Source organism: Pseudomonas sp. DWRC2-2 (assembly GCF_049897885.1).
In the GTDB taxonomy this organism is placed as follows: Bacteria; Pseudomonadota; Gammaproteobacteria; order Pseudomonadales; family Pseudomonadaceae; genus Aquipseudomonas; species Aquipseudomonas azotoformans_A.
The window spans coordinates 1-21,542 of the sequence record NZ_JAFCXD010000009.1; the positions used below are offsets into that span (position 1 = coordinate 1).

Below are 21,542 nucleotides of genomic sequence, written 5' to 3' on the forward strand. Positions count from 1 at the left end.
AGGCCATTGGCGCTGCTGGAAGGCTTTGGTCCAAAGGAAACCAAGGCCTACCACTACCAACTGGATCACTTGGGTACGCCGCAGGAACTCACCGATGCCAACGGCGAAATCGTCTGGTCCGCGCACTATCGCGCCTACGGCGAAATCAGCCGTCTCGACATAGGAAAAGTCGACAACCCGCTGCGTTTCCAGGGCCAATATTTCGACCCAGAAAGCGGGCTGCACTACAACCGCCACCGCTACTACAATCCGGATGTCGGTCGTTACCTGACGCCGGATCCGGTAAAATTGGCGGGTGGGATTAATGCGTACCAATACGTACCCAATCCAACAGGATGGGTGGATCCGTTAGGGTTGAGCTCATGCCCTGGTGGAGACGGCTGCAAACAAGGCGCTACCCCTCAACGCTCTTCGCCAAGCGTCAACGTCGGAGAGCCCACTTTACCGCAACTGACGCGCGCTAAGCGTCAGGAAAGAATTGATGAGCTTGCTGAGGCGAACGCATATAGGCGCCTAGACGAATTGGAGAAGGCAACGCCAGGAGCACACTTTCTAGAGAAACACGGAGCACAGACTACACTCGCGTCTCAACTCGAACGTTTGAACACCGCAAGAAACCCGACGACAGGAACTATTGAGCGTTACACATCTGGGCCGAACGTAGGGGAGCCTAAATATCCGCCCGCCGCAACGCATTATCTCAGTCACAGGGATCAGTTAAACTCGATATATCGAGCCCAGCTTATTTTTAGAAGAAATGGACTCGCAGCATCGCTACAACCTATGGACATGGGCAAAACAGTTGGTGAGGGATATTCCAAAACCAATATGGAATATAGTCAGCAGCGTAAAGCAAGAGTGATATTAAATAATCAAGGCAAACCGAAAACCGCATACACGGAGAAATGACTAGAAAATGACAAACAAGCCGAGCATGTCAATAATCCGTGGACTACTTTTCACCTACGACATTGAAAATACGGATGACTTTGAGCGAGAAAAACTCATCGCTTCAAAGGACGTAAATAACGAAAAAGAACTCATCGAGCTATTTGATGAATTGACCAAGCCAGAATTTTTAGATTACAGCAGGGCCGAGCAAGAGTGGTTCATTACCTCGATCACACACTACCTAGCTATAAATGATGACTTTGATGAGGTTTTTAAAAATATGGCAACCTACTTCAGCGCGCCTGTAACTGATCAGAGAAAATTCATACAAATTCTTTTGACTTGTTTAGAGCGGTATCACAACACGACCAAGTCTAATAGTTGAACGCGAGCGCCCGAGCCCATTTACAGCAACCCCGCTCGCCAAGGCAAATGAGCCCCTGTGGCGAGCGAGCGAGCTTGCTCGCGCTGGGCCGCGCAGCGCAGCGCAGCGCAGAGCAAGCCTGCTCCGTATTCACCACCAATAGGTAGAACGCAAAGCGAATACAATGAAGCCACGCATTTTTACAAACAGGCACACAAAAAAATGAAAGTAATCTTGACCCCACTCACCTTAGAGGCCATGCGTTTATTAGACATAGACGAATGCCCAGAATCTTTACTCGAAAGCGTTACCCTCAACCATGAAGAGTACCAACAACTTCTTCAATCAGGCACGCTAGAAGCGATAAACATCACACTTGGAAAAATAATCGACGATTACGAAGACAAAGCCATTTACAACCTTGCGGATCTCACAAAAACCGTAGAGATTCTCAACGACCATTTGACGCACGAAAACTCATCTACTATGAGAAAAATAATGGATCTAAACACCCTTGCGATCAAAAACCGAACAGGCCTGTTTTTCTTCTTCTAGTTTTTTAGAAACGCTGCGTCAGTCCCCCTCACCCCCACGCCACCACCAACAACCCCACCCCCAACACCAGGCACAACGGCGAATAAAAATACGTATCCAACCGCGCAAACCGCGACCCACCGACCTTCTTGAAAAACCCCACCAACTCCGAATCCCCAATCGCCCTGGCAAACATCACCAGCGCAATCGCACTGATCCCCCACTGTAAGGCTCCGTGGGACACCGCCGAGAAATACAGCCCGGCCCGCAGACACACCATCAGTGCAATCCCCACTAACCCCATGGCAACCAGAAACGTAGCCAGCGCGGAGGGTTTGAACGCTGGTTTCGGCCCGCGAGCGAATTCGCCGGGCAATTGGGGAATGGCGGCCTGGAAGCCGAGTTTGCCTCCGGCGGCCCAGTACAAATGCACCATGCTGATGAAGGTGAAAATGCCGACAATCCATCGTGCGACAACAAAGCTCATGGCTGGCTCTCCCTTAAAAGGTGCGAAAGAGGATAGTCGCCTGGAGATTTTATGCAGGCATTTCGTCGGCGGCTGATGGTAAAGTGCCGCCCCATGAAAATCGCTCGTGCCGACCGCTCGCTCATTGCCTGGATGCTCTATTGCTGCGTCCTGTTCAATGTGTTCGCCTGCAGTATCGGTCATGGGCAGATGGTCGGGATGCAGCTCAATGGCATCGGTGGTCAGTTTTGTACGGTAGACCCGCGAACTCAGGCGCCCAAGCCGTCCAACTCCACTGAAGAGAACCTGCCAACGCTGTCCAAGGCGTTTGGTTGCCCGCTGTGCTCCACCGGTGGCATGGGCCCGGCGCTGAGTTCCAGCTTGAATGTGGCAGTACTGCCACAGCCCCATGCACCGCCGCCGGCCATTGTCCTGGCTGCCGACATTCCTGCCCGCTTCACCTGGCCTGCGGCTAATCCGCGCGCACCGCCTGCTTTCGCCTGATCCCTTCGCTTTCCAATCTGCACTGACCACCGTTTCCGCGAGGACGTACGGGCGGCTGTGCGTTGTTTTCAAGCCAAGTTTTTCAGGATTCAACCATGAAACATCTTCCCCTGTTGGCGGGCCTGTTCGGCTGCCTGCCTGTCTGCGCCTGGGCCCTTGAGTTGGCCCCGACCACCATTGATGGCGAACAAACCGCCGAGCCTGGCCTGGCCCTGGATCAATCCAGCGGCATGGCCTCGCGCTTGGGTTTGAGTGTGCGCGAAACTCCAGCATCGGTGGCTATCGCCAACCGCAATGACATCGAGCGCCATGGCGCCAAGACCTTCCGCGACGCTGCCAACACCTTGCCTGGCGTGAATGCCAGCGCCCCGCCAGGGTTTGGCGGGTTTGTCTCCTACCGTGGTTTTACCAGCAGCCAGATCACCCAGATGTTCAACGGGATCAATGTTGCCACCGGCCTGGCTCGGCCGGTGGATGCCTGGATCTATGACCGGGTGGAGTTGGTAGGCGGCCCCTCCTCCTTGATCAACGGCGCCGGCTCCGTGGGTGGTTCGCTCAACTACGTGACCAAGCTGGCCACCCGCGAGGAACAGGCCGCCGAAGGCCAGCTCACCTATGGCAGCTATGACACCGCCGGCATGGCGTTTGGCGTCAATCACGCCCTGACCGAACCCGGCGCCGAGGTGCAGCACTACGCGCGCCTGGATGTAAGCCGCAACACCAATCACAGCTACATTGACCGCGACCAGCGCGAGGCCTGGAGCCTGGCGTTTTCCCTGCTCAGCGACCTCACGCCCAACCTGTCTCACACCCTGGCGCTGGAATACCAGGATGAGCATGAAGACAGCCCTTACTGGGGTACGCCGGTGCTCAATCCCAAAGTGGGTGAGCTTAAGATCGACAAGCACAACCGCTTCAACAACTACAACGTTGCTGACGGCCGCTATGAACAGCGCACGATCTGGGCGCGCTCGATCATCGACTACCGCCTCAACGACAACACCACCCTGAAAAACACCCTCTATCACCTGGACAGCCAGCGTGATTATCGCAACCTGGAAACCTACCAATACAACGCCGATAACAGCGCGGTGAACCGCTCGACGGCCTATCAGGTACGCCACCAGGGCGAACAGAACGGCAACCAGTTGGAGCTGCGCCACGATGACAGTATTTTCGGTTTGTCGACCACTTGGTCCGGAGGCTTCGAATACAAGGTCAACAGCACCACCAACACCCCACTGAATGTGCCGGGCAACAGCAGCGTGGATCCGAACAACTACAACCCTGGACACTTCTACGACATCCCGCGAACCCGTGAAAAGTTCGGCAAGGACAAGACCAACGAGGTCACCACCAAGGCGCTGTTCGTGGAGAACCGCCTGGGGCTCACCGATAAACTTTCGCTGCTCACCGGCCTGCGTTACGACGCCATCGACCTGGACGTCACCAACCATCGCGCGATCACCGCCACCAATCCACGCCACTTCAAGCGCAGCTGGGAACCGGTGACCGGTCGCGTCGGCCTGACTTACCAGTTCATTCCGTCGGCCAACGTGTATGTGCAATACAGCACCGCCGCCGAGCAGCCGAACACCACCACGCAAGTGTTTGATGTTTCGACGGGCAAACAGTGGGAAGTGGGCAGCAAGTTCGATTACCTGGACGGCCGTGGCTCGGCCACCGTGGCCGCGTACAAGATCGAGCGCAAGGATTTTGCCGTGACCGACCCGCAGGACCCGACCAACAGCATTCCGGTCGGCGCGCAGTCATCCAAAGGCATCGAGTTGGCCAGTTCGTTGCGCATCACGCCAAGGCTGCTGGCGGAGGGTAACTTCGCCTGGGTCGACGCCGAGTACGACGACTTCAACGAGAAAATCGCCAGTGGCGCAGTGGTCTCTCGCAAAGGCAATACACCAACCAACGTGCCCAAGCGCGTGGGAAACCTGTGGCTGACCTATGATTTTGCCGAGGATTGGCAAGGGGGGGTGGATGCTCGTTATGTGGCCGAGGTATACGCCGATAACGCCAACACCCAGACGGTGCCGGCCTACACGCTGTTCGGCACGTTCCTGCGCTATAAAGTGGACTCGCACACCTCGGTGACGGGCCGGGTACGCAACTTGACGAATGAGGTGTATGCCGAGTTTGCGCATGTGTCGCCGGCGTATTACCTGGGCTCGCCGAGGACATTTGAGCTGGCGGTGCAAACCAAGTTCTAACACTTGAATGTAAGAGCCCGGTTTGCCGGGCTCTTACAATGTATGCGCATTCTTACTTCAGACTCGCCTCAACTTTCTGCGCCACCTCTTCAGTCAACCAGGCTTTCCAAACTTCTGGGTGTTCCTTTAAAAACGCCTGGGCCACGTCCCGTGGCGCCGTATGATTCTCACTCATGGTCGCCAAGGCTTTGTTCAGCGGCTCAATCGGAAACTCGACCTTCTCGAAGAATTGCGCAATCTGCGGATGCTCTTTCTGGAACGGCGTCGACACCCCGATACTCAACTTGGAGGCCAACGAGCGTGTTGGTTTTGGATCAGGATTATCCGCATCTGTCAGCGTCTTCCACGCCTCGGCATCAAACGGCGGCTCTTCCAGCTGGATCAACTTGTAGCGCCCCATCAACGGCGTTGGCGACCAGTAGTAGAACAGCACCGGCTTGCCCCGGCGGATCGATGAGGCAATCTCGGCATCCAGTGCCGCGCCCGAGCCACTGCGGAAATTCACATAGCTGTCGTCCAACCCATAGGCCTTGAGCTTCTGTTTATTGACCACTTCCGAGGTCCAGCCGATGGGACTGTTGAGAAAGCGCCCCTTGCCGGGGGATTCCGGGTCCTTGAACACGTCCTTGTAGCGCGCCAGGTCCTTCACGCTCTTGAGCTCCGGCGCCAGGGGCTTAATGCCTTTGGCGGGGTCGCCCTTGACCACGTATTCCGGCACCCACCAGCCTTCGGTCGCGCCTTTGACCGTGTCGCCCAACCCAACCACTTTGCCTTCGGCTTCGGCCTTGACCCACACCGGGCTGCGGCCCGCCCATTCTTCGCCAATCACCTGGATGTCATTCTTCGCCAGGGCGGTTTCCAGGGTGATGGTGGTGCCAGGCAAGGTGTCGGTGGGCAAGTCATAGCCCTTCTCGACGATCACTCGCAGCACTTCGGTAATCAGGCTGCCGCTTTCCCAGTTCAAATCGGCAAAGTGCACTGGCTTCTCGGCGGCCGAAACCGGCAGTGCGGTCATTGACAAACTCAAGGTCGCCACGGACGCCGCCAACAGTGTTCTCAATCCTTTCATGCCCTTGCACCTCGCGATATCGCAGCAGACAGCGGACGGCTTTGCTACATAAGCGCGAAGCCTCTGAATAGTTAAGTCAACTCAACTGTAGTAGAGGTTCCGGGAGATAACGTGTGTTCGAGGAATTTGATGCTTATTCGCTGGCCTTGAACGTGACCAGTTCACCCTTGCGCCATTTGGCGGCCTTGCCGGTCACGGCCTTCAGGGTCTTGGTCAGGCCTTCCTGCAGTTGCTCGTTGGCGGCAAACACCAGCATCACACTGTGGCCTTCCTTGAACACGATGCCCTGGCCTTCGGCCGAGGACACAAAGGCGTAGTCGCCCAGGCCATAAACCGTCAACTTGATGTCGCGGAATTTCAATTCGAACTTGCCACCTTCACGACTGGGCAATACCGCCGCACGAAAATGATCGCCGACTTTGAGCTCCAGGCGTGGCTTGTCATCCACCACCATCGCCGCCTCGGTGTCGATCTCGGCGATGTAGATGCCTTCCGGCGTCTGCTCGGTGATGTAAACAAAACGGGATTGAAACTGCTTGACCAACTTTGCGCGCAAATCACCCAGCACGAACAACGCATGCATATCCAGATTACTGACTGCCAAGGAAACGCCCCCACATCGAAAAGAGCGCCGTCCGCGAGAGCGGGCAGCACAAAAAAACGGCCATAACGGCTCGGTTACATCACTCATTCTGTGAAAAAAACTGAAGAAGATCCCACTGTCGCGCCATAAGACTAGTACAGACGTACGCGATGGACCTTGTGCAAGGTCATCAGGCATCACAGGAGATCACAGGTTCAACAGCCCGAGAATACGGGCCGACCAACTTCAGAAAATAACCTAATTAAAAATGCGGTTTTCCGACATGCAAACACAAATAAACACGCTGTCATGGAACCGGGCGCTGGCCGCCGACGACAATACTAAAACAGCAGCACCGATCAAAACCACCCAAAACGTTGCAATCAAGTCAACCGGATCGATCGAAAGGAGCAGGCCATGCAACGATCAACCTACAATGCAATGTCTTCGCACACCCGTTCATCATGCCAGGGCGAGGCTCAATACTACCGCTTGGGCGGCTTCGACGGGTACCCGGATTCGGTTCTTTACCAAGTCGTACCTGCCGGCAAAAACTTTTTCCATATCCGTGAAGTGCTCAGCGGCCGAATCAAAGGCTTTCGCAGCGGCCATGTCAAGGCGTGTGAACTGGCCGAGACACTTGAAGCCCAGTTGCAGGCACCTCACGGAGCGGTCGTTTCATCCGCCCGATAACTTAACTGCGCCGCCGACCTGCAACAACTGCCATACTGGCCCGTCCACCGAAGTATGCGCCCTGCGGGCCAGGCTTCACCAGTGCAGTTATCTCCAAGGGAAGGCTCTACGTGACGGAATTTGATATCGGCGAATTTTTCATCCATGGCGACGCAAGGGAAGTAGACGGTGAGTTTCAAGCAGTGATCATCATGCGGGCCAAGCCACCGCTGACCACTGTCACCACCCATCAAGTGGAAAAGGACCGCTGGTTCAAAACCGTCGACGCTGCTGCCCTCGCAGCCAAGGAATCCGCCAAGGCCCTGAAAGCTGCTGTGGATGCCGGAGCCTTGAATTCCTGACAATCCGATAGAACTCTGCTGCTCCGTAACCCTCCCATGTACAACGACCACCCTGCATGGAGAACGATATGGACGCGCCAATTCCTACCCTTGAAACCCTGTTCGAACAATTGGGCCTGGATTCAACCCCGGACGCCATCGACGCCTTTATCGTCGCGCATCCCTTGCCTGAAGATGTAAAGCTGATCGATGCGCCGTTCTGGTCTAAACAGCAAGCAGCCTTTCTGAAAGAAGAGCTGCGCGAGGACGCTGAATGGGCGATTCCCGTGGATGAGCTGAATCAACGCCTGCATCAATCGCAATAAACCCGTCTCAATGCAGGCTGTCCGACTGTTCCAGGCGCAACAGCGCCTGCCAGGCAGCCCTGCACTCCTCCGCTTCATCGCGACTGGCGAACGCCGTACCGCGTTGCTCACCGTTGAGCAACACCACCCAGCAGGCCCTCTGGCCCAGCGCACGCAGGGTTTGGGGTACGCCACTGCCAATCATCACGGCGACATCGACTTTGTTTTGCATGGAGCTTCTCCGCAGCATTAGTTAGCTGGCTAACAATGTTGGCCATGCTACGGTTTTCTTCCAGTTGGAAAAAGCTATCCCCGGAATAGCTCCATTGCATAAACAGCAATAATCCCTAGCGTCCGCCCTTCACCGCTTCGGGTTTATAGCCCAGGCGCAAGCCGCCCCAATGCCGGCCCTTGATCATGATCGGCACCGACAAGTCGTGCATCAGCTCTCCGGTGTCGCGGGTATAGGTTTGCAGCAAGACGGCCTGCTGGTGGCTGCCACATCGGATTCCGGTGCGGTCTTCGAATTTGCGTTTGGTGCGGTTCTGCACCGCATCCACCTGCGCATCGCCGGTCAGCGCGTGGGAAAACGCCTTGTTATGCGTCGGCACATAGCCCTGCGGCGTGCAGGCAATGGCAAAGACCAAGCCTTCATGGCGTGGCAGCAGCGCTTCTTGGATCGCCGGCAACACCTGGTCGGTGTAGCCGTCAAAGCGTGTGTGGTATTTGCTCGGGCGGGTGTTGGCGATCGGCGTGTAACTGCGGTCGAACAGGTCATCCAGGCTGATCCGGTTCTGCTGCACGTCGGCTTCGAATTGCGCAGCAATCCGGCTCGCCCCCTCGCGCGCCAGGTCGTAGATGCGCTGGTGATAGTCATCCAGCCCGACTTCCGCCAGGCGCTCGCTGATGGTTTCAGCCTGCCCTTCCATCTGCACGGCAGCGTCGGCCAACTGGCGGGTTTGCTGGTCGCTGACGGCCAGGTCGCTGCGCATCTGTTCCACGGCATGGAACAGGCTGTCGAGCTGGGTGCGGTTGGTGTCGGTGCCCTGGGCGATCTCATTGACCTGGCCTTCCACATCCGCCGCCAGGCTGGCGATGCTTTGCAGCTGCTCACCGGCGTGCTCCACCTGCTCGACGCCGGTATGCAGGTCCGCCGAGAGCTGGCGAATCTGCTCCACCACTTGGGCCGTGCGTTGCTGGATATCCGCGACCATCACCCCGACTTCATCGGTGGCCGTGGCCGTACGCCCCGCCAACCCGCGTACTTCATCCGCCACCACCGCAAACCCACGCCCATGCTCACCGGCCCGCGCCGCTTCAATGGCCGCGTTGAGTGCCAGCAGATTGGTCTGGCTGGCAATGGATTGGATCACCAGGGTCACCCGCTGGATTTCCTCGCTGCGCAGGCTCAAGGCTTCGATCAGTTCACGGCTGGCATTCGCACGCTGGCTGAGCTGGTGCATGCGGGTGATCGACTGGGCCAGCACTTCGCGGCCTTCGGTGCTGCGTTGATGGGCCTGGCTGGCGGCACCAAGCGCTTCGCGGCTAAGTTGGGAGGTGACCTTTTCAGTGCCGATCATCACCTCGGCACTGCTGACAATCTGCTTGGCCGCGCCCAGCTGCGACTGCACGCGCGCGGCCAGTTGCTTGACCGAATAGGCCACACCGGCGGCGGACAACGCGTTATGACTGGTGGTGTAGGACAGGTCGCGCGTCAATTCGCCGATGGCATCGACGGCATCGGAAGATGCGATAACAGGTGTGCGACTTTTCAATCGAGGCAGCCAGATCACCAGCAGAGCCAGTGGCAGGCAAAGGTAGAGCGGCAGGCTGGCGAGCGCCAACCCAAGCAGGACCAACACCAGGACGGTGCTCTGCAACAGTGGCGTCAGCCAGCCGGGCAGCCCGCGCGCCACCGTTTGCGGTGACACTGCTGCGCCCATCAGAGATCCGTCTCCAGCCATCTTCGTTACCCCACTGCTTGTCATTATTGTCGCTGCATTAAACGCCACTATCGGGCCATTATCCATGGGCCTTTAGTGGGGTAGCTTGCAACAGATCAATAGACAGGGTGTAACGGGTCTTTCCCTGGGAAACCGCAGGACGGTCCCCCAGCTTCACCGCATCAGGCTTGGCGCTGATGCTTGTCGATCTGCTCGTGGCGCTCTTGCGCTTCGATGCAGTACTTGGTGGTCGGGCTGATCAGCAGGCGCTTGAGGCCGATAGGCTCGCCGCTGTCATCGCACCAGCCGAAGGAATCTTCCTTGATGCGCTCCAGTGCACGCTCCAGCTGCGGCAGCATACGCTGGTCGCGGTCAATGGCGTTGACCAGCCAGGTGCGCTCTTCTTCAACGGAAGCAGCGTCAGCCGGGTCAGCCGGGGTGTCCAGGCTTTCAATGGCGATACGGTTCTGTTCAATGCGCTCGTGGTGTTCCACTTTCATGTCTTGCAGCAACTGCTCGAAAAAAGCGTGCTGTTCGGCATTCATGTAGTCATCCGCCGGCATGGCCAGCAACTTTTCCTTTGTCATTGATTTCTCTATAAAAAATACGTGCATTAAGGCGAATAAGGGAGCGTTCCGGCCGACCTCTGCAGGTCTCGGAAGGGCGCCATCCATTTCAAGCGCCACCCGGCACTCAATTTACGAGGGGCGGCAGTCTAAGGCCGACTTGAGGGCGCAGCAACTGAAAAGACAGGCAATTTTTCCGAGATAACCCCCAAAAGCACCAGGACGGGCTCGGCGAATGGTCATCGGAGTGCGTTTATAGCAAGAAATTCAGTGTTGTGGAGCTATATAGAAGACAAACGGTTGAAACTGATCGGCGATGAGCCCCTGTGGGAGCGGGCTTGCTCGCGAATGCGGTCTCCCAGTCAACACACCTGTGACTGATTCACCGCTTTCGCGAGCAAGCCCGCTCCCACATTTTTAGATTGAGTCAGCGTTTGAGCTTGCGCTTGTTACGATACTGGTCGATCACCACCGCCACCACAATGATCAAGCCTTTGATGATGTCCTGGATATACGCGTCCACTCCGACAAAAGTAAACCCGCTGGCCATCACCCCAAGGATCAGCGCGCCAATCACGGTGCCGGTGATACGCCCAACCCCGCCTGCCAGGCTGGTACCGCCGATCACTGCCGCCGCAATCGCATCCAGCTCATAAGACATGCCCATGCCGGCCTGGCCGGTGGCGGCACGTGCCGAGGCCACCACACCCGCCAGGCCAGCCAAGAGTCCGGCGATGCTGTACACGATGATCAAGTGGCGTTTGACGTTGATGCCCGACGTTCGCGCCGCCTGCATGTTGCCGCCAATCGCGTAGGTGTACTTGCCGTACTTGGTGTAGCGCAGGGCGATATGGAAGATCACCGCCACCACCAGGAAGATGATCACGGGCATCGCGCCATGGCCGATGGCCGTGTAGGAGTCCGAGAGCATGCTCACCGGCTGGCCTTCGGTGTAGTAACGCGCCAGGCCACGGGCCGAGACCATCATACCCAGGGTCGCAATGAACGGCGGGATGCCGGTGACGGCGATGATGCTGCCGTTGATCGCCCCCGCCAGCAGCCCCACGCCCAACCCCATCGCCACCGGGATCCATACGGGCAAGTCGGTCAGGCTCGGGAACACCGCACGGGAAAAATCGGAAGTCTGGGCCAAACTCGCGGCGATCATCGCCGACAGCGCCAGCACCGAGCCGGAGGACAGATCAATCCCCGTGGTGATGATCACCTGGGTCACGCCGATCGCCAGCAGGCCGATGATCGACACTTGCAGGATCATCAGCACCAGGCGCTGGGAGTTCATCAGGAAACTCTGGTCCCGCACGATCCAGCCAAACAGCTCGAAGACCAGGCCGATGCCGATCAGCACCAGGAAGATGCTCAGCTCGGTGGGCATGCGTCGACGACTTTTAGTCGGCACCGTCGCAGGTTTGTTGTCCGTTATTGCGTTCATAGCCAATCACCTTCTTATTCTGTACGTCAGTGGACTGCCGTCATCCCGGAGGCCAACTGCATGACTTTTTCCTGGGTCGCTTCGCTACGGTCCAGGGTGCCCATCAATTCGCCTTCGTGCATCACCATGACCCGGTCGCTCATGCCCAGCACTTCGGGCAATTCGGAGGAAATCATGATCACCGCCATGCCTTCGCTGGCGAGGAATGAAATCAATCGGTAGATCTCTGCCTTGGCGCCTACGTCGATGCCACGGGTGGGTTCATCGAGGATCAGCAGCCGCGGGTTGGTCATCAGCCAGCGCGCCAGCAAGGCCTTCTGCTGATTACCGCCGGACAAGGTGTCGATGCACTGCTCAAGGGACGGGGTTTTCACCCGCAGCTTCTTGCACATGTCTTCGCACAGTGCGCGCAGGGCTTTCTGTTGGATAAAGCCGTTGCCGGTGTAGTGCGGCAACACCGCCATTTCCATGTTTTCCAGGACCGACAGGCACGGGAAGAGGCCACTGAGCTTGCGATCCTCGGTCAACAGCGCGAAGCCTTTTTCGATGGCCATGTGCGGGTCGGTGATGCGCACCGCCTTGCCATCCAGGGTGATCTGGCCGCTGCTGCTGGGGGTGATGCCAAAAATGGTTTCTGCCACGTTGGTACGGCCCGAGCCCATCAGGCCGGCGATACCGAGGATTTCGCCGGCGTGCAGGTCGAACGACACGTCCTTGAACACGCCGTCCAGCGTCAGGTCGCGCACCGTCAGCAACAGGTCGCCGATGGGCGTCTCGCGCACCGGGAACAACTGGCTCAGTTCACGGCCGACCATCATCGAGATCAGGCTGTCGCTGTTCATGCTGTCGGCGCGCTGCAGGCCGATGTAGTGGCCGTCTCGGAACACCGCCACTTCATCGGCGATGGCAAACACTTCGTTCATTTTGTGGGTGATGTAGACGATGCCTTTGCCCTGGGACTTGAGGTCGGCAATGATCGAAAACAGGTGGGCCACTTCCTTCTCGGTAATGGCCGATGTCGGCTCATCCATGATCAGGATGTCGGAGTCGTAGGACACCGCCTTGGCAATCTCGACCATCTGCCGCTCGGCGATGCTCAGGTTGCCCACGTGTTCCTCGGGGTCCAGGTTGATGCGCAGGCGCGCCAGCAATTCGGCAGTGCAGCGGTGCATTTCGCGGTGGTTGACCATGTGCAGGCTGTTGAGCTGCTCGCGGCCGATCCAGATGTTCTCGGCGATGCTCATGTGCGGCATCAGGTTGAGTTCCTGGTGGATCATCGCGATCCCGGCCTTCTGGGCCGCCAGGGGTGTTTCAAACACGATCGGCTTGCCACGCAGGCGGATTTCCCCAGCGTCGGGCTGGTAGATGCCGGCGATGATTTTCATCAGCGTCGACTTGCCCGCACCGTTCTCGCCCATCAGCGCCAGCACCGAACCGGGGCGCACCCGCAGTTGCACATCCGCCAGGGCTACAACGCCGGGAAAGCCTTTGCTGATATTGGTGATTTCCAACAGGTAGGGTTCTTCCAACCCGACGGGCTGGATACCGGGAGGCTGCGAGACAGTCGCTTGAGCGAGCATAGGAACGTACTCCATCTGCAGGGCGGCCAAGACCGCCCTGCCGGCTTATTGTTGTTATTTGAAGTCTTTGACGTTTTCCGGCGTGATCAGCTGGAACGGAATGATCTGGTTCTGCTCGACAGGCTCTTTCTTGGCCATCTTGCGCGCCGCTTCCACTGAACCCACCGCTTGGCCATTGGCGTCCTGGAACGCCGACGCCGCCAAGTCACCCTTGGTGATCGCATTCAAACCATCCGGCGTACCATCCACACCGGCGATCAATACCGTGCCAGGCTTGGTGCCTGCCGACTTCAAGGCCATGGACGCGCCGATGGCCATTTCATCGTTATTGGCCAGTACCGCATTGAACTCACGGCCCTGGGTCAGCCAGTCGTTAACCAGGGTCATGCCCTTGTCACGCAGCCAGATACCGGTCTGTTCCTGCTCAATCTTGATGTCCGGGTACTTGGCCAGCACTTCCTTCACCCCCTTGGTGCGGTTGGTGGTGGAGTTGTTCGCCAGGTCACCCAGCAGAATCACGATCTTGCCCTTGCCACCGAGCTTTTCGGCGATGTACTGCATTTGCAGCTTGCCGGCCTCGACGTCGTCGGATGTCACTGCTACTACGTCCTTGGGCAGGTCCTTCTGGTCAGGACGACGGTTGACGAACACCAGCGGAATGCCGGCCTTGGTGGCGGCATTGATGATGTTCTTGGTCGACGCGGTATCCACCGGGTTGACGATGATCGCGTCGACTTTCTGACTGATAAAGTTCTCGACCTGGCTCAGTTGCTTGACCACGTCGGCACGGGCGTCTTCGAACTGCAATTGCACGCCATCGCCCTTGGGATAGGACTTGGCCTGCTTGTCCATGTCTTCGCGCAGGTAGGTCAGGAAGGTGTCATCGAAGGCGGACATGCTCACGCCTATCTTCAGATCAGCAGCCGAGGCAACACCGCTGGCGAGCAGCATGGACAAGGCCAGGGCGGTAAAACGGATCGGGGTCTTCATGAACGGTCTGTCTCCACTTTCTTGTTGGTTTTTTGGACGTTGCGTTTATCAGAGCTCGGCAGGCAGCCGGACGACGGGTGCACCGGGAATGCAGCACACCAGCGCGCCTTTGTTTTCGACGCACAGCACATTAAGGAAGGAGAAGTAGAACGGCCGGGCGCGGGGCAGACCGCGGGGCGCTTTGGCAGGGCGTAAAACTCGCAGTACAGCGTTGAAGATTTTCATCTGACGGTACCTGGTTGTTTTTGATCTTGTTTTTGTTGAGTCGCCCGGATCGAGTCCAAACGTACTTTATGCAACCTGGAAAAGACTTTATTGGAAAATAATTTCCATATCAACCTGTTTTAGAATTTTATTCTATTTTTGTTGAAACCACCTGCTGGCGCTCGGCGCTGAGGCGTGCGGCGTCCAATATACGGGTGGTTTCCAGGGCGTCGTAGGCGTCCACCGGCAAGGGTCCCTGCCCTTGTACCGCCAATTGCAACTGCCGATAGAACTGCGTCCAGCAGCCTTTCTCCGAGGGGACTCGCTCACGCTCCGCACCTTGCTCGAACCAGCCCCAACGTCGATGCTCTTCGGCGCCCCAGTGCTCACCTTCGGTTTTAGGCGATTTGCCAGCCATCAATGCTTCTTCCTGGCCGTCCAGGCCTTCGACGGTGTAACAGCCTGCGCTGCCACTGACGCGAAAACGCGGTGCCTGGCTGTTTTGCAAGGCGTTGCCCCACAGGTGAGAGATCACACCATTGGCATGGGTCAGTGAGACAAAGAAACCGTGATCCACCGTGGGGTGTTCGGCGGTGTAATGCAGCTGGGCAAACACCCGATCCACCGGGCCGAACAGTTGCAACGCCTGGTCGACCAAATGGCTGCCCAGGTCGCGCAGCCAGCCACCACCGCTGGCGTTGCCCACGGCGTGCGGGCTGTAGCGTTCCACGCGGGACTCAAAGCGGGTGATCTTGCCCAAGGCGCCAGCGTCGAGGAGCTTGCGCAGGGTCAGGTAGTCCGAATCCCAACGCCGGTTCTGATACACGCTAAGCAGCGTGCCCTGGCGCTCGGCGGCGGTGATCAGCGCCTGGGCCTGTTCGGCGTTGGCGGCGAAGGGTTTATCGCTGACCACGGTGACACCGTGTTCGATGGCCTCCAGCACCAAGGCCGGGCGGCCTTTGAGGGTGGTGGAGATGACTAGGGCGTCGACACCGGCCTCGACGATCTGGCCGATGGAGTCGAAGGCCTTTACACCGGGAAGGTCCGTGTTCAATTGCTGTCGTCGCTCCGACGAGCGTGTCACCACGCCAACAAACGTAGCGCCGGGCAGTGTTGCAATCAGCGGCGCATGAAAGAAGCGCCCTCCGTGGCCGTAGCCGACCAATCCAATTCGCATACATACACTCCTCAATTGAAGTGGAAACCCAATTCAACTGTGGGAGCGGGCTTGCTCGCGAAAGCGGTGTGTCAGATGAAGATTTTTTGTCTGACATGCCGCTTTCGCGAGCAAGCCCGCTCCCACACTGATTGCACTCCACCTGTGCGATGGTGATCAGCCGTAGAAGTGCGGACGATCCGGCAGGCTCACCTTCACAATCTGCTCACTGTTCTGCGCCTCGATGCATGCATCCGCCGCCACTGCCGCCGCAAAGCCATCCCACGCCGACGGCCCGCCGATTTGGCCGGCGCGCACGCTGTCGACGAACGCCTGCAACTCCACGTCATAGGCCCCGATAAACCGGTCCTTCCAATCCATCAGGATCGCGTTGGACAGCTTCGCTTCACTGCGCAGTTGCACCTGGGACGGCTCCGGCAGCTTGGCGATGCCGGTCTCCCCCACCACTTCGCACTGGATGTCATAGCCGTACTGGCAGTTCACGAACACTTCCACATCAATGCGCGTGCCCTTGGCGGTTTCCAGCAGCACGATCTGCGGGTCGCGCAGATGGGCCAGCGCCTTGCTGGATTTGCGCGGGAATACCACCTGCACCGACACGTAGTCGTCGTTGAGCAGCCAGCGCAACACATCCAGTTCGTGGATCAGGGTGTCGGTGATCGCCATGTCGGTCTTGTAGTTCTCGCCCACCGTCGGGTTGCGGTGCGCGCAGTGCAGCATCAGCGGCTCGCCGATCTGGCCGCTGTCGATCACGGCTTTGAGGGCGCGATAGCCTTCGTCGTACGGGCGCATGAAGCCGACTTGCACCAGGCGCTTGCCGAACGCCACCTCAGCATCGACGATCTTGCGGCAGCCTTCGGCGGTGACCGCCAGGGGCTTTTCGCAGAACACCGGTTTACCGGCGGCGATGGCGGCCAGCACGAACTCTTCGTGGCTCGGGCCCCAAGAGGTGACAAGTACCGCTTCAACTTCCGGGGAATTGATCAGCGCATGGCCGTCGGCGTACACCTCGGCACTGATATTCAAGTCAGCCACCACCTTGGCGGCCTGCTCCAGGTTGATGTCGGTCACCGCTACTACCTGGCTGTTGAGCAAGGTCTGGCTGCAACGACGGATATGGTCCCGGCCGATAGCGCCTGTACCGATGACACCGAGCTTCAAAGACATACAAACACTCCTCTTTTTATTAGTACTGCCGGGCCTTCGCCAGGTGTTCATTGAGTTTTTTTGCGGCGGCATTTGTGCGCTCGCTGGTGGAAACCTGCGCCACGCCCACCCGCCACCACGACAGGTAGCCGTGGATCATGGTCTTGGGCAGCACCTTGATATCGATCAACGTGGATACCGTTTGCGTACGCGCATCGGCCAGCGCGGCTTGCAGCTGTTCCACGCTGCTGACCTTGTAGGTCTTGCAGCCATAGGCCGCTGCGCTCATGGCGAAGTCCACCGGCACCAGGCCACCGTCGAGCTTGCCGCTCTCGGGGTTGCGGTAGCGGAACTCGGTGCCAAAGCTGTCCATGCCGTTGCCGATCTGCAGGTTGTTGATGCAGCCGAACGCCATGTTGTCCAGCAGCACCACGTTGATCTTGCGCCGCTCCTGGATCGAGGTAGCCAGCTCCGAGTGCAGCATCATGTAGGAGCCATCACCGACCAGGGCATAGACCTCTTTGCTCGGTTCGGCGAGTTTCACGCCCAGGGCGGCGTTGATCTCGTAGCCCATGCACGAATAGCCGTACTCGACGTGGTAGGTGTTCACGCCCTTGCTGCGCCAGGCGCGTTGCAAATCACCGGGCAGGCTGCCGGCGGCGGCGACGATGATGGCGTCGTCGGCCAGGGTTTCATTCAGCACGCCCAGCACGCGGCTTTGGGTCAGGCACGACCCGGTCAGCTCGATAAATTCACGCAGCACCGCGCGGTCCAGGAGGTCGTCGACCTCAGGCACAAAACCGTCGCCGGCATATTCGACCTGATGCACACGGTCCACTTCGGCGTCCAACTGCGCCTTGGCCTCGCTGATCTGCCCGCCCCAGCCGGAACGGTAATCGCCCAGGGCATCCGCCAGTGCTTCCAGGGCGACTTGGGCGTCGGCCAACACCTGCACGCCATCCAGCTTCAGGGCATCACACGGGCTGATGTTGAGGTTGAGAAACTTGACGTCGGCATGCTTGAACAGCGATTTGGACGAGGTGGTGAAGTCGGTATAGCGCGTGCCGATGCCAATGATCAGGTCAGCCTCGGGCGCCAGCAGGTTTGCCGCCAGGCAGCCGGTTTCACCAATCCCGCCGACATTCAGCGGATGGCTGGACACCACGGCGCTCTTGCCCGCCTGGGTTTCCGCGAAGGGAATCTCAAAGCGTTCGGCAAAGGCTTGCAGCGCGGCATTGGCGCCGGAGTACTTCACCCCGCCACCGCAGATGATCAGCGGCTTGCGCTTGCCGCGGAACGCCGCCAGTGCATCACTGATCATCGCAGCCGTGGCCGGGCGACGGTCGATGCGGTGCACGCGTTTCTGCAGGAAGTAATCCGGATAATCCCAGGCTTCGGCCTGCACGTCCTGGGGCAACGCCAGGGTCACCGCGCCGGTCTCGGCCGGGTCGGTGAGCACGCGCATGGCGTGGATGGCGGCGGTCATCAACTGCTCGGGGCGGTTGATGCGGTCCCAGTACTTGCTCACCGAGCGGAAGGCATCGTTGGTGCTGATGCTCAAGTCGTGGAACTGCTCGATCTGTTGCAGCACCGGGTCAGGCTGGCGGCTGGCGTACACATCACCGGGCAACAGCAACAACGGGATGCGGTTGGCCGTGGCGGTCGCGGCGGCGGTGAGCATATTGGCAGCACCAGGGCCTACTGAAGCCGTGCACGCGTAGATCTTGCGGCGCAGGTGCTGCTTGGCGAAACCGATGGCAGCGTGGGCCATGCCCTGCTCGTTGCGGCCCTGGTGCACCACCAGGTCGCCGGCATCCTGCTCCAGGGCCTGCCCCAGCCCCAGCACGTTGCCGTGGCCGAAAATCGTGAACACCCCGGCGACGAACTTGCTCTGCACGCCGTCGACTTCGATGTATTGGTTATCCAGGAACTTCACCAGGGCCTGGGCCATGGTCAATCGTGTGGTGGTCATCTCGCGCCCCTTATCGTTTCTGCAGGTGGGCGATGCTTGCCCCCAACGCCTGCTGGATATCCGCCAATGCATGCACGCTCTCGGCAAACGGTTCGAACGACAGGTAGCCGCTGTAGCCGGTGCTGAGCAAGGTGTCGATCTGCGCGGCGTTACCCAGGATGTCGCCCTCGCCCACCAGCACGCGGTGGCCGTCGCGAATCGAATTCAGCGGCGCCTCGCTATCGTCCACGCCGGAGATATGCACCAGCCCGGTCAGTTCCGGGAAGAACTCGTGTTCGCTGGCCAGGTGATGATGGAAGGTGTCGTGCACCAGGCGGAACACATCCAGGCCGCCGATGGATTTGATCGCCTCCACCGCCACGCGCTTGCGCCGCAGGGCACATTCCTCAAAACCCAGAGGCTCGATAAAGCCGAGAATCCCGTAGTCGCGCAGGATCGGCGCCAGCTCGCTCAAGGCCGTGCGCAAACCGGCGGCACGCTGGGCTTCATTGCGCGTATCGCCCGGTTCATTGAGCGGGCACATCACCAGGCCCTGGGCCCCGCATTCACGGGCGTAGGTCGCCAGTTTGATCGCCTGGGCCCGGCGTTCGTCGTTCCACACATCAAAGGGGTACAGCGCGTTGATCGACAGCACGGTGATGCCCTGCACCGCGCACAATTCACGCACGCGGCTGGCCGGGGTGCCGAACTCGATCTGCTTGTCGGCCAGGTCATTGCGGATCTCGATGGCATCGCACTTGAGCGTTGCAGCCAACTGGATGAAATCCGGCAGGGACAGATGCGGAGCAACCATGCGGTTAAGGGCGAAACGTAGAGGCGACTTCATTTATTGTTGTTCTCCGTCCAAACCGCTGATTAGAGGTCTAGCAGCCAGCTGTGCTGCGGGTCGTTGTGGAAATGCCAGGCACGCTTGGGGCCGGCCATCACGTTCAGGTAATAGGACTCGTAGCCATAGGGCACGCTGACCGGGTGGTAACCCTTGGGCACCACCACCAGGTCGCTGTTTTCCACGGCCATGGCCTGGTCGATGCTGCGGTCGTCGGTGTAGACGCGCTGGAACACGAAGCCCTGGGGCGGGTTGATCTGGTGGTAGTAGGTTTCTTCCAGGAAGCTCTGGTGCGGCAGGTCGTCGGTGTCGTGCTTGTGCGGCGGGTAGCTCGACGAATGCCCGGACGGCGTACGCACTTCCACCACTAGCAGCGAATGGGCCGGCTCGCTGTCGGGCAGGATGTCGCACACGTAGCGGGTGTTGGCGCCCTTGCCGCGAACGCTGCGCTTGCAGTTTTCGGGGCGGATCAGGCGAGGTTCGTAGCCCTCTGCGCCCGGTGCGGCGCACACGGCAATCTGTACGTCGCTCAACGCGGTGACCTGGGCATCGGTGCCCGGTGGCAGGTAGGCGGCGAACGGCGATTTGTCTTCAAACACCGATTGGCGATCCCCCAGATTCTGCCAGTTGAAGCCTTCGCCTTCGATGCTAACCCGGCCGCTGAGCAGCACCAGACACAGTTCTTTATCACCGGCGCTGACCGGCAGGGTTTCCCCCAGGCTCAGGCGGTAGGCGCAAAAGCCCACGTACTCCAGGCGTCCGGCTCCCAGGGCGACCATGGTCTGGCCGCGTTTACTGCTTTTGACCAACAAGCTCATCACTCAAGTCCTCTCGTTGAGAAGCGCACGCAGGGTGTCGTAGCCTTTTTTCGCATAGATATAGCTGGGTGCCACCGCCGGATCCTGCTCGGCTTCCACCACCAGCCAGCCCTCGTAATGCGCGGCCAGTAGCACATCAAGCAATTGCGCGAAGTCGATATCGCCATCGCCGGGCACGGTGAAGGTGCCGTTGACGATGCAGTCGGGAAAACTCCACATCTGGTTGCGCGCCAACTGCACCACAGGTTTGCGCACGTCCTTGAAATGCACATGGCAGATGCGGTCGATGTGTTTGCGCAGCACCTCGATAGGCTCACCGCCGCCCATGTAGCAGTGGCCCGAATCGAACAGAAGGCCGACTTCAGGACCGGTGCGGCGCATCAATTGGTCGATGTCTTCCGGGGATTCAACATAAGCGCCCATGTGGTGGTGGTACGCCAGGCGCACGCCCTGGGACAGGGTGAAGCGCGCCAGTTCAGTGAGCTTGTCGGCGTAGTCCTGCCAGGCCTGTTCGCTGTGAAAACGTGGGCGTTCGATCAGGCGGATGCGCGAGCCCTGGATCGAATCGGCCACCTCGCCGTAAACCAATACCTTGGCACCGTTTTGCTTGAGCAACTCGACATGCCCGGCGATGGCCTCGATTTCTTCGGCCACCGAGCGCCGGGCCAGGCGGCTGGAGTACCAGCCAGAAACCAGCGCCAGGTCATAAGGGCGCAACACATCGCCGACGCCCTTGGCGTCCTTGGGGAATTTGCCGTTGAGTTCAAAACCTTCGTAGCCGATTTCCTTGCCTTCGCTCAGGGCGGTGCTCAAGGGCGTTTCACCGCCCAGGGCCGGCAGGTCGTCGTTGCTCCAGGAGATCGGGTTGATGCCAATTCGGATTGCGGGCATGGCTGCACCTTTTATTGTTTTTCAAAGT

General features: G+C 58.9%; 24 protein-coding genes. 8 read left to right on the plus strand and 16 right to left on the minus strand.

What is annotated here, in order from left to right:
- The 3 genes from ACP7EW_RS28055 to ACP7EW_RS28065 form a co-directional block, all read left to right on the plus strand.
- Window positions 1–909 (plus strand): RHS repeat domain-containing protein (locus ACP7EW_RS28055; RefSeq protein ID WP_426221343.1); only part of this gene is annotated, 909 nt, incomplete at its 5' end.
- A gap of 7 nt (window positions 910–916) precedes the next feature.
- Window positions 917–1,276, plus strand: coding sequence for a hypothetical protein (locus ACP7EW_RS28060; protein WP_426221345.1), 360 nt, complete (start codon window positions 917–919; stop codon window positions 1,274–1,276).
- Window positions 1,277–1,333: 57 nt separating this feature from the next.
- Entirely contained in the window at window positions 1,334–1,810 is a 477-nt protein-coding gene (locus tag ACP7EW_RS28065) for a hypothetical protein (protein WP_426221347.1), read from the plus strand.
- A 28-nt stretch (window positions 1,811–1,838) separates the two neighbouring features.
- Here the strand turns inward: ACP7EW_RS28065 and ACP7EW_RS28070 are convergent, their stop codons facing one another.
- Window positions 1,839–2,276: a DUF3995 domain-containing protein gene (locus ACP7EW_RS28070; protein WP_426221349.1), complete on the minus strand. Its 438-nt coding sequence runs from the start codon at window positions 2,274–2,276 to the stop codon at window positions 1,839–1,841.
- 93 nt (window positions 2,277–2,369) lie between these two features.
- On the opposite strand from ACP7EW_RS28070, the gene ACP7EW_RS28075 reads away from it, so the two are divergent.
- Window positions 2,370–2,759 carry a DUF2946 domain-containing protein gene (locus ACP7EW_RS28075; RefSeq protein ID WP_016975551.1) on the plus strand — a complete coding sequence of 130 codons (390 nt, stop codon included), beginning with the start codon at window positions 2,370–2,372 and terminating at the stop codon, window positions 2,757–2,759.
- A 95-nt stretch (window positions 2,760–2,854) separates the two neighbouring features.
- On the plus strand, window positions 2,855–4,981 hold the full coding sequence (locus ACP7EW_RS28080) for a TonB-dependent receptor (RefSeq protein WP_426221351.1): 2,127 nt from the start codon (window positions 2,855–2,857) through the stop codon (window positions 4,979–4,981).
- Between the two features lie 52 nt (window positions 4,982–5,033).
- On the opposite strand, the gene ACP7EW_RS28085 is transcribed toward ACP7EW_RS28080, so the two are convergent.
- On the minus strand, window positions 5,034–6,050 hold the full coding sequence (locus ACP7EW_RS28085; protein WP_033898229.1) for an ABC transporter substrate-binding protein: 1,017 nt from the start codon (window positions 6,048–6,050) through the stop codon (window positions 5,034–5,036).
- Window positions 6,051–6,183: 133 nt separating this feature from the next.
- Window positions 6,184–6,633 carry a hypothetical protein gene (locus tag ACP7EW_RS28090; protein ID WP_050554011.1) on the minus strand — a complete coding sequence of 150 codons (450 nt, stop codon included), beginning with the start codon at window positions 6,631–6,633 and terminating at the stop codon, window positions 6,184–6,186.
- 417 nt (window positions 6,634–7,050) lie between these two features.
- Between ACP7EW_RS28090 and ACP7EW_RS28095 the strand changes: the two genes are divergently transcribed.
- The 3 genes from ACP7EW_RS28095 to ACP7EW_RS28105 all read left to right on the plus strand — a co-directional run bounded on the left by ACP7EW_RS28095 (window position 7,051) and on the right by ACP7EW_RS28105 (window position 7,972).
- A complete protein-coding gene (locus ACP7EW_RS28095; RefSeq protein ID WP_426221353.1) occupies window positions 7,051–7,326 on the plus strand; it encodes a hypothetical protein in 276 nt (91 codons plus the stop codon).
- Window positions 7,327–7,436: 110 nt separating this feature from the next.
- A complete protein-coding gene (locus ACP7EW_RS28100) occupies window positions 7,437–7,667 on the plus strand; it encodes a hypothetical protein (protein WP_033898227.1) in 231 nt (76 codons plus the stop codon).
- A gap of 68 nt (window positions 7,668–7,735) precedes the next feature.
- Complete coding sequence (locus ACP7EW_RS28105; RefSeq protein WP_033898226.1) at window positions 7,736–7,972, plus strand: DUF2789 domain-containing protein; 237 nt, start codon at window positions 7,736–7,738, stop codon at window positions 7,970–7,972.
- Window positions 7,973–7,979: 7 nt separating this feature from the next.
- Here ACP7EW_RS28105 and ACP7EW_RS28110 read toward each other — a convergent pair whose 3' ends face one another.
- From ACP7EW_RS28110 to iolE, 13 genes are all read right to left on the minus strand, one after another.
- Window positions 7,980–8,183, minus strand: a complete 204-nt coding sequence (locus ACP7EW_RS28110) for a hypothetical protein (RefSeq protein ID WP_033898225.1) — start codon at window positions 8,181–8,183, stop codon at window positions 7,980–7,982.
- Between the two features lie 115 nt (window positions 8,184–8,298).
- Window positions 8,299–9,981, minus strand: a complete 1,683-nt coding sequence (locus ACP7EW_RS28115) for a methyl-accepting chemotaxis protein (protein WP_426221355.1) — start codon at window positions 9,979–9,981, stop codon at window positions 8,299–8,301.
- Window positions 9,982–10,076: 95 nt separating this feature from the next.
- Entirely contained in the window at window positions 10,077–10,481 is a 405-nt protein-coding gene (locus ACP7EW_RS28120) for a TraR/DksA family transcriptional regulator (RefSeq protein ID WP_010564800.1), read from the minus strand.
- Window positions 10,482–10,887: 406 nt separating this feature from the next.
- Window positions 10,888–11,910, minus strand: coding sequence for an ABC transporter permease (locus ACP7EW_RS28125; RefSeq protein ID WP_016975559.1), 1,023 nt, complete (start codon window positions 11,908–11,910; stop codon window positions 10,888–10,890).
- A 26-nt stretch (window positions 11,911–11,936) separates the two neighbouring features.
- Window positions 11,937–13,490 carry a sugar ABC transporter ATP-binding protein gene (locus ACP7EW_RS28130; RefSeq protein WP_426221358.1) on the minus strand — a complete coding sequence of 518 codons (1,554 nt, stop codon included), beginning with the start codon at window positions 13,488–13,490 and terminating at the stop codon, window positions 11,937–11,939.
- Window positions 13,491–13,544: 54 nt separating this feature from the next.
- The gene (locus ACP7EW_RS28135) at window positions 13,545–14,480 is read right to left on the minus strand and encodes a sugar ABC transporter substrate-binding protein (protein WP_426221360.1); all 936 of its coding nucleotides are present in this window, start codon (window positions 14,478–14,480) and stop codon (window positions 13,545–13,547) included.
- Between the two features lie 48 nt (window positions 14,481–14,528).
- The gene (locus ACP7EW_RS28140; protein ID WP_177004141.1) at window positions 14,529–14,705 is read right to left on the minus strand and encodes a hypothetical protein; all 177 of its coding nucleotides are present in this window, start codon (window positions 14,703–14,705) and stop codon (window positions 14,529–14,531) included.
- A gap of 127 nt (window positions 14,706–14,832) precedes the next feature.
- On the minus strand, window positions 14,833–15,861 hold the full coding sequence (locus ACP7EW_RS28145) for a Gfo/Idh/MocA family protein (RefSeq protein WP_426221362.1): 1,029 nt from the start codon (window positions 15,859–15,861) through the stop codon (window positions 14,833–14,835).
- A gap of 156 nt (window positions 15,862–16,017) precedes the next feature.
- Window positions 16,018–17,028: a Gfo/Idh/MocA family protein gene (locus ACP7EW_RS28150; protein ID WP_426221364.1), complete on the minus strand. Its 1,011-nt coding sequence runs from the start codon at window positions 17,026–17,028 to the stop codon at window positions 16,018–16,020.
- Window positions 17,029–17,047: 19 nt separating this feature from the next.
- Window positions 17,048–18,979 carry a 3D-(3,5/4)-trihydroxycyclohexane-1,2-dione acylhydrolase (decyclizing) gene (gene iolD / locus ACP7EW_RS28155; RefSeq protein WP_426221366.1) on the minus strand — a complete coding sequence of 644 codons (1,932 nt, stop codon included), beginning with the start codon at window positions 18,977–18,979 and terminating at the stop codon, window positions 17,048–17,050.
- A gap of 10 nt (window positions 18,980–18,989) precedes the next feature.
- Complete coding sequence (locus tag ACP7EW_RS28160; RefSeq protein ID WP_177078189.1) at window positions 18,990–19,805, minus strand: TIM barrel protein; 816 nt, start codon at window positions 19,803–19,805, stop codon at window positions 18,990–18,992.
- 29 nt (window positions 19,806–19,834) lie between these two features.
- Window positions 19,835–20,623, minus strand: a complete 789-nt coding sequence (gene iolB, locus ACP7EW_RS28165) for a 5-deoxy-glucuronate isomerase (protein ID WP_426221368.1) — start codon at window positions 20,621–20,623, stop codon at window positions 19,835–19,837.
- A 3-nt stretch (window positions 20,624–20,626) separates the two neighbouring features.
- Window positions 20,627–21,514 (minus strand): myo-inosose-2 dehydratase, encoded by an 888-nt coding sequence (gene iolE / locus ACP7EW_RS28170; RefSeq protein WP_016975567.1) that lies wholly within the window; start codon window positions 21,512–21,514, stop codon window positions 20,627–20,629.
- Between the last annotated feature and the right edge of the window lie 28 nt (window positions 21,515–21,542).

What these genes read in the sequence shown, in the direction of transcription:
- iolE (WP_016975567.1), bottom strand. Translation starts at nt 21,514, where the DNA reads ATGCCCGCAATCCGAATTGGCATCAACCCGATCTCCTGGAGCAACGAC.
- ACP7EW_RS28075 (WP_016975551.1), top strand. Translation starts at nt 2,370, where the DNA reads ATGAAAATCGCTCGTGCCGACCGCTCGCTCATTGCCTGGATGCTCTAT.
- ACP7EW_RS28105 (WP_033898226.1), top strand. Translation starts at nt 7,736, where the DNA reads ATGGACGCGCCAATTCCTACCCTTGAAACCCTGTTCGAACAATTGGGC.
- ACP7EW_RS28135 (WP_426221360.1), bottom strand. Translation starts at nt 14,480, where the DNA reads ATGAAGACCCCGATCCGTTTTACCGCCCTGGCCTTGTCCATGCTGCTC.
- ACP7EW_RS28095 (WP_426221353.1), top strand. Translation starts at nt 7,051, where the DNA reads ATGCAACGATCAACCTACAATGCAATGTCTTCGCACACCCGTTCATCA.
- ACP7EW_RS28070 (WP_426221349.1), bottom strand. Translation starts at nt 2,276, where the DNA reads ATGAGCTTTGTTGTCGCACGATGGATTGTCGGCATTTTCACCTTCATC.
- ACP7EW_RS28090 (WP_050554011.1), bottom strand. Translation starts at nt 6,633, where the DNA reads ATGCATGCGTTGTTCGTGCTGGGTGATTTGCGCGCAAAGTTGGTCAAG.
- ACP7EW_RS28060 (WP_426221345.1), top strand. Translation starts at nt 917, where the DNA reads ATGACAAACAAGCCGAGCATGTCAATAATCCGTGGACTACTTTTCACC.
- ACP7EW_RS28120 (WP_010564800.1), bottom strand. Translation starts at nt 10,481, where the DNA reads ATGACAAAGGAAAAGTTGCTGGCCATGCCGGCGGATGACTACATGAAT.
- ACP7EW_RS28130 (WP_426221358.1), bottom strand. Translation starts at nt 13,490, where the DNA reads ATGCTCGCTCAAGCGACTGTCTCGCAGCCTCCCGGTATCCAGCCCGTC.
- ACP7EW_RS28125 (WP_016975559.1), bottom strand. Translation starts at nt 11,910, where the DNA reads ATGAACGCAATAACGGACAACAAACCTGCGACGGTGCCGACTAAAAGT.
- ACP7EW_RS28080 (WP_426221351.1), top strand. Translation starts at nt 2,855, where the DNA reads ATGAAACATCTTCCCCTGTTGGCGGGCCTGTTCGGCTGCCTGCCTGTC.
- iolD (WP_426221366.1), bottom strand. Translation starts at nt 18,979, where the DNA reads ATGACCACCACACGATTGACCATGGCCCAGGCCCTGGTGAAGTTCCTG.
- ACP7EW_RS28145 (WP_426221362.1), bottom strand. Translation starts at nt 15,861, where the DNA reads ATGCGAATTGGATTGGTCGGCTACGGCCACGGAGGGCGCTTCTTTCAT.
- ACP7EW_RS28140 (WP_177004141.1), bottom strand. Translation starts at nt 14,705, where the DNA reads ATGAAAATCTTCAACGCTGTACTGCGAGTTTTACGCCCTGCCAAAGCG.
- iolB (WP_426221368.1), bottom strand. Translation starts at nt 20,623, where the DNA reads ATGAGCTTGTTGGTCAAAAGCAGTAAACGCGGCCAGACCATGGTCGCC.
- ACP7EW_RS28160 (WP_177078189.1), bottom strand. Translation starts at nt 19,805, where the DNA reads ATGAAGTCGCCTCTACGTTTCGCCCTTAACCGCATGGTTGCTCCGCAT.
- ACP7EW_RS28110 (WP_033898225.1), bottom strand. Translation starts at nt 8,183, where the DNA reads ATGCAAAACAAAGTCGATGTCGCCGTGATGATTGGCAGTGGCGTACCC.
- ACP7EW_RS28085 (WP_033898229.1), bottom strand. Translation starts at nt 6,050, where the DNA reads ATGAAAGGATTGAGAACACTGTTGGCGGCGTCCGTGGCGACCTTGAGT.
- ACP7EW_RS28150 (WP_426221364.1), bottom strand. Translation starts at nt 17,028, where the DNA reads ATGTCTTTGAAGCTCGGTGTCATCGGTACAGGCGCTATCGGCCGGGAC.
- ACP7EW_RS28115 (WP_426221355.1), bottom strand. Translation starts at nt 9,981, where the DNA reads ATGGATAATGGCCCGATAGTGGCGTTTAATGCAGCGACAATAATGACA.